This window comes from Blautia sp. ZXY-1-B12, assembly GCF_056339915.1.
The window spans coordinates 1-10,915 of record NZ_JBWJVP010000277.1 but is presented as its reverse complement, the minus strand read 5'-3'; the positions used below and the strand labels follow the sequence as shown (position 1 = coordinate 10,915).

General features: G+C 39.7%; 11 protein-coding genes. 2 read left to right on the top strand and 9 right to left on the bottom strand.

Going from position 1 to position 10,915, the window contains the following annotated elements:
- Positions 1-221 precede the first annotated feature (221 nt).
- Positions 222-1,106 carry an aldose 1-epimerase family protein gene (locus AC075L_RS19660; protein ID WP_173684585.1) on the top strand — a complete coding sequence of 295 codons (885 nt, stop codon included), beginning with the start codon at positions 222-224 and terminating at the stop codon, positions 1,104-1,106.
- Positions 1,107-1,110: 4 nt separating this feature from the next.
- On the opposite strand, the gene AC075L_RS19655 is transcribed toward AC075L_RS19660, so the two are convergent.
- The 9 genes from AC075L_RS19655 to larC form a co-directional block, all read right to left on the bottom strand.
- The gene (locus tag AC075L_RS19655) at positions 1,111-1,725 is read right to left on the bottom strand and encodes a shikimate kinase (RefSeq protein WP_025578037.1); all 615 of its coding nucleotides are present in this window, start codon (positions 1,723-1,725) and stop codon (positions 1,111-1,113) included.
- A complete protein-coding gene (locus AC075L_RS19650) occupies positions 1,716-2,255 on the bottom strand; it encodes an ECF transporter S component (protein ID WP_025578035.1) in 540 nt (179 codons plus the stop codon). The genes AC075L_RS19655 and AC075L_RS19650 overlap by 10 nt, the downstream gene beginning before the upstream one ends.
- A 131-nt stretch (positions 2,256-2,386) precedes the next feature.
- Entirely contained in the window at positions 2,387-3,874 is a 1,488-nt protein-coding gene (locus AC075L_RS19645) for a lactate racemase domain-containing protein (RefSeq protein WP_025578033.1), read from the bottom strand.
- Between the two features lie 34 nt (positions 3,875-3,908).
- On the bottom strand, positions 3,909-4,757 hold the full coding sequence (locus tag AC075L_RS19640; RefSeq protein ID WP_055152195.1) for a triose-phosphate isomerase family protein: 849 nt from the start codon (positions 4,755-4,757) through the stop codon (positions 3,909-3,911).
- A gap of 86 nt (positions 4,758-4,843) precedes the next feature.
- Entirely contained in the window at positions 4,844-5,530 is a 687-nt protein-coding gene (locus AC075L_RS19635) for a sulfite exporter TauE/SafE family protein (RefSeq protein WP_243152669.1), read from the bottom strand.
- Positions 5,531-5,556: 26 nt separating this feature from the next.
- Positions 5,557-6,711: a class II fructose-bisphosphate aldolase gene (locus AC075L_RS19630; RefSeq protein WP_025578029.1), complete on the bottom strand. Its 1,155-nt coding sequence runs from the start codon at positions 6,709-6,711 to the stop codon at positions 5,557-5,559.
- 13 nt (positions 6,712-6,724) lie between these two features.
- Entirely contained in the window at positions 6,725-7,873 is a 1,149-nt protein-coding gene (nagA, locus tag AC075L_RS19625) for an N-acetylglucosamine-6-phosphate deacetylase (RefSeq protein ID WP_025578027.1), read from the bottom strand.
- A 36-nt stretch (positions 7,874-7,909) separates the two neighbouring features.
- Positions 7,910-8,731: a sugar phosphate isomerase family gene (locus AC075L_RS19620; protein WP_062808278.1), complete on the bottom strand. Its 822-nt coding sequence runs from the start codon at positions 8,729-8,731 to the stop codon at positions 7,910-7,912.
- Between the two features lie 126 nt (positions 8,732-8,857).
- A complete protein-coding gene (gene larC, locus AC075L_RS19615) occupies positions 8,858-9,721 on the bottom strand; it encodes a nickel pincer cofactor biosynthesis protein LarC (protein WP_330398341.1) in 864 nt (287 codons plus the stop codon).
- 275 nt (positions 9,722-9,996) lie between these two features.
- Here larC and AC075L_RS19610 point away from each other — a divergent pair.
- A partial coding sequence (locus AC075L_RS19610) for a LacI family DNA-binding transcriptional regulator (protein ID WP_476388054.1) occupies positions 9,997-10,915 on the top strand: 919 nt, incomplete at its 3' end.

The following is a 10,915-nucleotide window of genomic DNA, read 5'->3' as shown; positions in this document are numbered from 1 at the left end:
AGTGATATAAAAATCAATAGTTTTTGGATTATAATCCAAAAACTATTGATTTTTGTGTTTTTGTAGGAACAAAAGTTTTGCATTTAAACATAAATCAACTCCACCCTCTATCTTTCATCCCCAAACGTTTGTCCAAATTCTTATTCCATTACAGTGTTTTTATGATACGCTTGTTTTATGCAGCATATTACTATTATGTATTTATCAGGGAGGGTTTTACTATGCAGATTAAATTACAATCTGACAATTATCATGTACTTTTAAACACACTTGGTGCCGAATTAAATTCCTATTCCAATCCATCCGGGAATGAATACGTATGGAATTCTGATCCCACTTACTGGCTTCGATCTTCTCCGCTTCTTTTTCCGACTGTGGGAAATGTCCGCAACGGAGAAACTGTTATCAAGGATCATATATACCAGATGCCCAAGCATGGTTTTTGTAAAGAATCTGAATTTGAAGTAACAGAACAGACTGAAGATTCCGTCACTTTTTTACTTAAAGCAAATGAAGAAACATTAAAACATTATCCTTATGATTTCGAACTTTACCTGTCATATCATCTGAATGGCAGTACCCTGTCTATGGACTATAGAGTAATAAACAAAGATTCCGACCTTATGTATTATCACATTGGTGCACATCCCGGTTTCATGTGTCCGGTCAATAATGGAGAAAATATTGAAAATTGTATTTTAAGATTTGAAAAAGAAGAGAATTTTATTTCTTATGAATATGATATAAAGAATCTGGAATTTAATTTTGATCACAAAGTATCCCAGAAAGCAGAAGGCAACACACTTCCTCTCACAATTTCCATGTTTGATCAGGATGCTGTTTTCTTTGAACACACGAATTCACACCATGTTTCTTTCGTAAATGCAGTTACAGGAAAAGGTGTTTCCGTATATTATCCTGATTTTGAATCCCTTGCGATCTGGACACCGGCCGGAGGAAAGGCTCCGTTTCTCTGTCTGGAGCCATGGAACGGTTCCGGCATTTTTCATCAGGATGATGATATTTTTGCGCATAAGCATGGGATCCTCACACTGGAATCCGGAAAAGAAAAAGCATATCATCTTGAGATTTCTCTGATAGAATAATCTTTTATTCTTCAGTTTTCAGATTCCACATGACCTGTATTGCACCATCCATCACATGGAATTTTTTAAAATAGGCTTCCTCCTTTGGGATCCACATATTCTGAAATTGTTTTGCCTTTTCCGGGCCATTGCGCTTTTTTATATTTTCCATCTGATCTTTGGGAGAAATATTTAAAAATACACGAAGTTGATAAGGGTTCTTAAAATATGGATGCATACTGTAAGAACCCTCTATAATATTGAGTTTTTTATAAGGAACAGGATATCCCTCCAGCAGATTCCATTTCTGGCAGCTGAACGGCTGATAAAAAACAGTCTGCTTCTGAAAGATTGGTCTTAATACCGTTTCCTCAAACCGCTCATAATCCACATTTCCTCCTGTTTCTTTCAGACGCTGTGGCGTACGCTGTTCCATGCGCAGAAAAAAGTCATCCATTCTGAACAGATTACAGTTGAATACCTGCTCCAGATATTCTCCCAATGTAGTTTTCCCACTTCCACACCTGCCATCAATTGCAACGATCAGAGGCTCATCCAGTCCTTCCTTCTCTTTCTGCAATTTTCTGATTGCCTGAACTACCGGTTCAAATCTTTCTTTGCAGCATGCCTTTAATTCCATTCTACTGTTCCTTCCATATTATACAAACGTTCTACCAGGGACGGGATCAGAACAAGCTGAATCAGAATTCCCGGCAACGCATTTATAAATCCTCCCATCAGAAACAGTTCCCAGGTAAAGATCCCTCCTGTAAATGCATATACTGCTGCCGAAACCAGTCCCCATACGATCCGTCCACACAGCATTGCTGCTATGAGTGAAATATACAGGGATTTTATATCTTTTTTCATTTTTTCTGATAAAATTCCTGCCACCAGCCCATAAGTGGCAAGTTCAAACGCCATACAGAAGGCATTCGGAAAAATTGCCGGCATTCCGAACACCACTCCTCTTAAAAGAGGTGTAATAATCCCAATAAGTAAACCATATGGCCATCCGCAGATATATCCACATAATAACACCGGTATGTGCATCGGGCAAAGCATTTTCCCTACTGCCGGTATCTGCATTGTGATAAATGGAAGGATCAGTCCGATCGCAAGAAACAATGCTGCTAAAATTCTTTTTCTTAAAGCTGTATTTTCTTTCATATCCCAAATTCTCTCTTTCAGTATAAAAATGCCAGTGATATAACAAAACATCCCTGTCAGAAACACAAAACAGCTCTGGACAGGGATGCTTATATTATAAATACTATACCCTACTAATTAATGACGCTACATCAACAGCAACATGGATGACGATGTCCATATTCATCCATACAATCCTGTGCAGGATCTTTCATGCAAAGATGTACAGCTGCTTTTTTGAATGTCATTGGCAGTGCCAGAATATTTGGTTCCTGACCAACATATTTCTTCTTGGCATCTTCCAGTGCTTCTTCAAATGTAGCTCTTGTTTTTAAGCCCATTCCTCTTGCATAGCCCGGTTCCTCAGCGCCTACGATATAGATTGCACTGGTATTCATTTCTGCAATATGTCCGCAGGACATCATAGAGAAGCCATGGAATGGATGGAATGCATTCGTATAACGATATTTACGGATATATTCTTCATTCGTAGCAAAATACTCACCAAGGCGGTTCATATCCGGCAGCGTATTCATATGATCATGCTGGAACAGATCATATAATTCTCTTAAATATGGCCAACGCTCATCATGGAAATAACCATTGCATGTAGATGCGCAGATAATTACACAGTTATCACTCATAACTCTCTTGAATCGAAGTACCTGTGCACTTAAAGCCTGCATCATCATGATAGGATTGGTTCCCATTCCATCACCATAGTGGAATTTCTGCGGCATACCAAATACAAGTACATCATATTTCTTCTCTGCCCAGTGTACATAGGTTCTCTTGTCAGCAAGCTTCCAGCTGATCGGCATCATTTCCTTTGCATAGCCTGAGTAAATTGCGATCTGTCTGGACTGTGTATCCAGTACAGCATCACAGCAGAAGAAAGGATGTCCCATTTTTTCTTCCATATGCATACTGATCTCATCAAATTTATTACGCATCAGGCTTCCACCATTAACCGGTGTAAAATCATCTCTGTGCATAACAGACGGTACATGATGGCTTGCAATACATTTCCAGTTTGTAATACCAGTTGCACTGTGTTTGTATCCGCCTGAATATCCACCATAAGGATTTCCCTGTACATGACCGATAAGAATCGGAATATCACACTCAAAGACATATTTATTCATGTACACCGGATCGCCTCTGTGAGTGGTTCCAAGATCTACCATATGTTCCTGATCTTCACTGTCATGACTGATGATCTGTCCTGTATGCCAGAATTCATTAAATAATTCTTCTCCAAAGATAGCCTTTGCATCCGCTTCTGTGCTTCTTGGATGAAGTCCGTTAGAAATAATGAAAAGAATATCTTTCTTTTCAACACCGGCAGCATATAATTCTTTCAAAATATATTTAATGCTTAACTTTCTGTGGCTGGTAGCCTGCTCGCCACCTTTTACACGATCCGGAACAACAATAGTAACTGTTTTTCCGGGTCCTGCCAGTTCTGTTAAAGTAGGCATACCGATCGGATGAGCCAGACTTTCCAGATAAGCAGCCTCAAGCTGATCTTCCGGAATATGATCAGGATCCTTTACAGTTTCTCCCGGGATAAAAATATCAGTATTATCCGGCAATTCAGCAGACATGGTTCCCTGTCCATACTCAAAATCAAATTTCATAGTAAATCTCCCTTCATTATACGTACTTAATTTATTATCTGTTATTTACCTTACCCATATAAAGACGAATAATCTCAAGATATTCCTCCGGATAATATCCAATTTCACCCTGAAATCTTGTCAATGCGATCAATCCACCATCTATCTCATCAATGGACGCAAGCATTTCTGCATTGTCCTGCTTCAGACCACCACCATATACGATGTCCATACCATTTGTCTTTTCTTTTACAAATTTCGCGATCTTAGTAATATATTCTTTTCCGGCCGGTGTTTTTCCCGGTCCGATAGACCAGATTGGTTCATATGCAATCACAACTTTTGAAGTATCTACATCTTTGAGACCAATTTCAAGCTGTTTTCCAAGAACTTCCTGCCACTGCTCCTGTTCCTCACTCTTTTCACCAATGCAGTAAAGAACTTTCATTCCTCTTTCAATCGCACATTTGATTTCCTGATTCAGAAGACGATTTACAGCATCTGTATCTGTAACACCTGCTTCTGCGAGAATTCCTGCTTTGTCATTTCTTTCTTCGCAATGTCCGATAATAGTAGTCTCACATCCCGCAGCAACCATAGCTGAAGCCGGTCTGTTTGTAGTAAATGCACCAAAATTTCCACCAACTGCAGTATCTGCTCTGAATACACTCTGGCAGCCTATCTGAACAGGACTTCCTTCTGTTTTTGCTGCTGCTGCATTCAGAAGATGTACTTCCGGAAAATACATACCAAATTCCACTTCAGAAGGATCATATGTCTTTAATTCTTCCTGTGTATTCTTTACAATACAGGATGCCCAGTCAGCAACCGGAGCCAGACGGTTTACACCTCCGAATTCCACCGGAACATCAAATCTTTTTAAATTCAGATAAATGTGTTTCATAAAATTCTTACCTTTCTTTTAACAAAATTAACAGACAAATAATCATCATACAATGTGCAGTCTGCCTATAGTCTCTGCAAACAGATTCAGGATAAAAGGAGATAGCTTCCGGCACACATCATAAAAATATATACCACTTTTTTGATTCCTGTCATAGTAAGCCGGCGAAACAAAAACATTCCAACTGCTGTTCCAACTGCCGTTCCTGCCAGTGCCGCTCCAACCAAAGGCAGCATAGCTCCTGATACATGACCCTGAAACACATGGATCAGGAAAACACTGACCGTATTAATTGTAAAAAACATTTGAAGTGTAGCATTATATTTTTCTTTATCATCTGTCACGGACAAAAAATACGCTACCATCGGTGGACCTCCAATATTAAAAAGTCCTCCGCAAAAACCACTGACTGCACCGGCTGCCAATCCGGAAACCAAACCTGCCTTTAAATGAACTTTACTGCTGAAGAAAATAAAATAAACTGCCAGAACAAGAAGAACTGTTCCCATGATCTTTGACAAAACAGCTTCATCCAGAGCCATCAGCGTATTCACCCCCAGAAGGCTGGTTACCGTAGCCATGATCACAGGTGGCAGAAGAAGTTTCCAGTCAATAAATTTCCACAACTTTACTGCAATGTAAATTACCATAAAAAAAGCTGCAATCGCTTCCAGTATGGAAGCTGTGTAAAAAGGCATAAACATTGGCCAGATGGCCATACAGATAATTGCATAGCCAAATCCACTGCTGCTCTGCACACAACTTCCTGCCAAAGCTACCAGTGCTGTTAATATATAGATCAAAGCCCTTTACGATAGCGCTCTGCCATTTCATCCAGACCAGTCATCTCCACCAGCGGTGCTTTTCCATAAGAACCAAATTCTACGATCAGAGTACCGATTGCTTCTTTTACGCCCTTTTCAACAACAGCCATAAGAGCAGCAACATCTTCATCCGGAATAACGCCATACATAACTGTATCCATAATAGGAGTCAGGAATGCACGTGGATCAAACTGTTCTTTCTTTGCCTCCAGAAGGCGATATACCTCACCAATCGACTGGCTTTCTCTTTTTTCAGGATGAGCTGCAAAAAATTCTTTCATATTTCTTGTAACAGCCAGACGGATATCTGTATCTACATTGATCTTTCCAATACCACATGGAATTGCCGCTTTCAGTTCATCAATAGAAATTCCATAGGCATTCTGGATATTTCCACCCAGAGCATTGATCTCATCTACAATATATCTTGGCACTGTTGAAGATCCATGAGATACCAGTACACCAAAAATACCCTCATGCAGCATGCACTCTTTGATGGCAATGGCAATTTCTTTTCTTAATTTAACATTTTTTCCTTTAGAAGCGCCATGCATGGTTCCATAAGAAATAGCCAATGCATCAACACCTGTTTTCTTAAAGAATTCAATAGCCTTTAAAGGATTGGTATAAGTAGATGTAGCAGAAAATACATGATCCTCCACGCCGGCTAAAACTCCCAGTTCACCCTCTACAGAAACACCTCTTTCATGTGCATATTTGACAACTTCACGAGTCAGTTCCACGTTTTCATCAAACGGAAGGCTGGAGCCATCAATCATAACAGATGTATAACCGCCTGCAATTGCTGCTTTACAGGAATCAAAATTCTTACCATGATCCAAGTGAAGAACAACAGGAATCGGGGAATTTTCTGCATATTTCTTTACAGCATCTGCGATATTCTTTGCACCGATTTTTTTATCTTCCAGAGTAGCATTCTGAAAATCTGTTCTTCCACCCATAAATCCATTTGCAAGATCTGCTCCCTGAAGGATTGCTGCAGAACGGAACATTTCATGAACTTCAATTGCTGCTTTTGCCTGTGCTACTGCATTTACATTAAATGCCCCCTGTGCAAAGTGATATTTATCTACAGTTTCCAGTAATGGTCTTAATGGTATTAATGGCATAATCTTCTCTCCCTTATTGTTCTATTTTTCTACCTTTTACAAATGTATCAATGACAGAATATTCTTCATCCAGAATAACCACATCCGCATCTTTTCCAGTATCAAGACTTCCAATCCTGTCATATACATCCAGCATCTTCGCCGGATTGCATGTAAGAAGCGGCAGTATCTCTTCAAGAGATCTTCCTGTAAATTTGATCAGATTCTTAAGTGCACATCCTGTTGTAAGCGTACTTCCCGCTCTGGAATCTCCGTATTTCAGTTTTGCGTCTCCGTCTTTTACGATAACCGGATTAACGCCCAGCATATATTCTCCATCCGGAAGTCCGGCAGCCATGATAGAATCAGTTATGGCGATTACTTTGTCCAGACCTTTCATTTTCAGAAGAAAACGAACGGTTCCCGGATGCAGATGCCGTCCGTCACAGATAGCTTCACAATAGATGTCAGATTCCAGAACAGCCCCCATGATAGCTGGAAAATGCTGATGAAGAAGTTTCATCGCATTAAATGTATGTGTCGCTGCTACAGCCCCCTCATTAATACATTTCCATGAAGTCTCATAATCTGCGCCTGAATGACCGATAGCAACCTTCATACCAAGATCCGTCATTCCCTTAATTGCTTCCGGCACTCCTTTTACTTCCGGCGAAACAGTAATATAGCGAATATTACCGTCTGCTGCCTTCTGATATTCTTTCAGAAGCTCCAGATCCGGAGAAATCAGCAAATGCTCTGGCATTGCTCCTTTATATTCCGGCGCAAGGAATGGTCCCTCAAGATGAATCCCCAGAAGATCTGCACAGTTTTCATGTCCGTTCTTTTGTGCCTCCTGATGCTTCACAGCTTCATTTATTGTTTTCAACGTCTGTTCTTTCGTATCTGTCAATATGGATGAAAGCCATGACGTAGTTCCCTGAGTTGCAAAAAAATGTCCGATTTTTTCAAATCCCTGCTGATCAGCCGCATTTACATCTACCCCTGCACCGCCATGAGTATGTACATCTATAAAACCGGGTACTACATATTTCCCTTTTGCATCATAGACTTCATCTGCGTTTTCATCTTCAGCAGAACTGATCTTTCCCTCTTTCAGAACAAGATCTTCCTCTGAAAAAGTTCCATTCTTATATACTTTTCCATTTATGATCCGAATGCTCATGTTCTTCCTTCTTTCTATTGTCTGTTATCGACTATCTCAGTCAAGTGCTGCAACAAATTCTGTTATCTTCAGGTTAATATCCGGATGTGAAGTAAGAAGAGATACCGGGAAATCAGAAGTTGCTTCCCCATATGCAGCTCTTCGTACTACTGCACGATGCCAGTTTCTGAAACAGCCAAGGCGGATCTTTCCTGCATGAGAGATCTCATTGATTCCGATGGTAACACAATAATGAGGCATATCTTCCAGTGCTCCGTTGAAATCACCGATTGCGTTTGCTGTTCTTGTCTCTTTGGTAATTTCAAGAACACGTGTTTTCTGAGCAAGAAATTCTTCATTTGTAAGGGATGGATCTGCTTCATTAAATGCTACATGACCATTAATTCCAATTCCACCGAAACAGATATCAACGCCCCCCAGTTTTTCAATCAGTTCAGAAATATATTCCGGATGATTCGGATCCGGAAATACTCTCTGATCTTCCGGCATTACAAGTTCCGGGCGAACTTTATCATAAACTGTACGCTGCATGAAGCCTCTGAAGCTTAACGGATGATCTTTTGAAATCCATTGTTTCTCATCATCCAGATATTCATCCATGTTAATAAACCATACATTTTTCAGGCTGATATTCTGCTCATTAACCATATCCACAAAATATGGATACTGTCCTACAGGACCTACAGGACAGATAAATACTGTTTTTTCTCCCTTTTCGTTATGTTTTTTGATTTCATCCACCATTTCAACTGCCATAGAATGAAATACTTCTGCATTGTCTTCCATAACAATTACCGGAAGCTTCGGTCCATTACCCACTAACTCTTCCTTTGTATAGCTATAATAACTATGTCCCATATTGCTTTACTTCCTTTCATTTATTATCCAGCTCGTTACCTTTATTGTTGTATTTATTATAGTAGATAAAATTTTTTTAATCAACGAATTCAATGCAAATTTGCCTGGAATCTGCGCAAACGTTTTCTAAGAAATAATCATTGCTCTGAGGATTCCGGGACATTCATACTGACGTTTTCCGGCTCCAATCCCTATTTTCTTTATTTCAAATTCCTCCGGAAGCTTATCTTTCGTTCTTATTGCTGCCACAATAGCAGCACCTGTAGGTGTTACAAGTTCCCCCTCAACAGCTGTCACCTTTATGCACAAATGATTTGCGCTTATCACATTCGCAACTGCAGGAACAGGAATTGGTAAAATTCCATGCTGACAGCGGACGGTTCCGCAACCTTCATAAAGTACAGGTACAACTACATCCGTAATATCCAGATTATCCAGACAAACTGCCACAGACACAATATCTACAATGGAATCAACTGCACCGACTTCATGAAAATGTACCTGCTCCACAGGCACATCATGTGCCTTGCTCTCTGCTTCTGCAAGAATCTCAAATATTCTCAAAGCAATCTTTTTTGCATTGTCAGTCATTGCACTATGTTCTATAATATGTGCAATTTCTTTCACCCCTCTATGTTCATGGTGATGATGACAATGTACAGATTCTGTCTCATGTGCACATGCATGGTCTGCAATACCATGTTCATGTATATGAATCTCAGACTCTCCCGCAGTATTCTCATTATGACCATGCAGATACTTCATATCATGATCATGGTTTTCATGATCTTTATCTAACATAACGTCAAAATCACAGGCTGCAATTCCGGATTTTACCACTTTGCCGGTTTTTATCTGAAACCCTGATACAGGAAGACTTTGCAGTACCCTATCCAAAACTGCCTTATCCGCCCCCAGATCAAGAAGTGCACCGACGGTCATATCACCACTGATTCCGGAATAGCACTCTAAATACAATGTTTTCCCCATAAATTTAAGCACCTCCACTTTAGTTTTATGTACTCTATCAAAAATTATATAAGTTTTTACTTTTTTATCAATGACTTTGAGTTGATTTTGCATTCAAAGTACGCAAACGTTTTCCTTCTTTTTATTGTTTTTTTTATAAATTTACTGTATAATTAAAGTCGTTCAGAACCCCCTGGAGGGGTTCTGAACGACTTTTTTTTTAACAGAGGACTCTGATTTTCTGTTTTGCACATAGTTTTTGAAAATAGTCGTATAAAAGATTGCGGGGAGTTATTATGACATTAAAAGAAATTGCCAGGCAGGCAAATGTCTCTGTTTCTACGGTTTCCAGAGTAATAAACCAGAAAAATACAAAAGCAGCAAGCCCGGAAGTTCAGGAACGTATATGGGAAATTGTACGCAAAAGCGGTTATACTCCCAATGCAACAGCCCGAAGCCTCAAATTAGGGCAAAAAGCTCAGATTCAGAATACAACGCCCAAATCCATTGCCTGTATTTATGCAAGAAGTAATTCCGCTGTTTCCGATCCATTCTTCTCACAGATTGCAAAAGCAATTGAACAGGAGGCCTTCAAAAGCAACTATTTTATCCGTCAGTCATTTACAGCCATGGATATTGCAAATCCCGATATGGCACGACAACTTGCCCAATTTCCTGTAGACGGAATCGTAATTCTGGGACGCTATGAGAAACAGCTGTTGCGCTTCTTTACTCAAAATTATAAAAATGTGATTTATACAGGTCTGAATCCAATGGGAACCCAATATGACCAGGTAGTTTGTGACGGAAGTGATATTTCCTATAGTGCCCTTTCCTATCTTGTGGAACTCGGACATACGAAAATCGGTTATGTAGGTGAACAGAATAATGAAGTACGTTTCAACGGTTATAAAGATGCACTTGCTAAACTTGGTCTTCCGTTTTTGCAGAAAAATACCAGTAATGTACATCTTTCTGCAGATGGCGGTTACAAAGGTGCTAATATCCTGATGCACAATAAGGCAGATATCTCTGCAATTTTCTGTGCCAACGATACCACTGCTATCGGAGTCATTCACGCATTAAAAGAAAAAAATTTTCGAATACCGGAAGATATTTCTGTTATCAGCGTAGATGATATAGAGACGGCTCAGTATCTTTCTCCCATGCTGACCACAGTACATGTTCCTCTGGAGGAACTGAATTGGCTCCAAA

Excerpts from the sequence above, each read along its gene's own strand:
- AC075L_RS19660 (WP_173684585.1), top strand. The coding sequence starts at position 222 with ATGCAGATTAAATTACAATCTGACAATTATCATGTACTTTTAAACACA.
- AC075L_RS19655 (WP_025578037.1), bottom strand. The coding sequence starts at position 1,725 with ATGGAATTAAAGGCATGCTGCAAAGAAAGATTTGAACCGGTAGTTCAG.
- AC075L_RS19650 (WP_025578035.1), bottom strand. The coding sequence starts at position 2,255 with ATGAAAGAAAATACAGCTTTAAGAAAAAGAATTTTAGCAGCATTGTTT.
- AC075L_RS19645 (WP_025578033.1), bottom strand. The coding sequence starts at position 3,874 with ATGAAATTTGATTTTGAGTATGGACAGGGAACCATGTCTGCTGAATTG.
- AC075L_RS19640 (WP_055152195.1), bottom strand. The coding sequence starts at position 4,757 with ATGAAACACATTTATCTGAATTTAAAAAGATTTGATGTTCCGGTGGAA.
- AC075L_RS19630 (WP_025578029.1), bottom strand. The coding sequence starts at position 6,711 with ATGCCATTAATACCATTAAGACCATTACTGGAAACTGTAGATAAATAT.
- nagA (WP_025578027.1), bottom strand. The coding sequence starts at position 7,873 with ATGAGCATTCGGATCATAAATGGAAAAGTATATAAGAATGGAACTTTT.
- AC075L_RS19620 (WP_062808278.1), bottom strand. The coding sequence starts at position 8,731 with ATGGGACATAGTTATTATAGCTATACAAAGGAAGAGTTAGTGGGTAAT.
- larC (WP_330398341.1), bottom strand. The coding sequence starts at position 9,721 with ATGGGGAAAACATTGTATTTAGAGTGCTATTCCGGAATCAGTGGTGAT.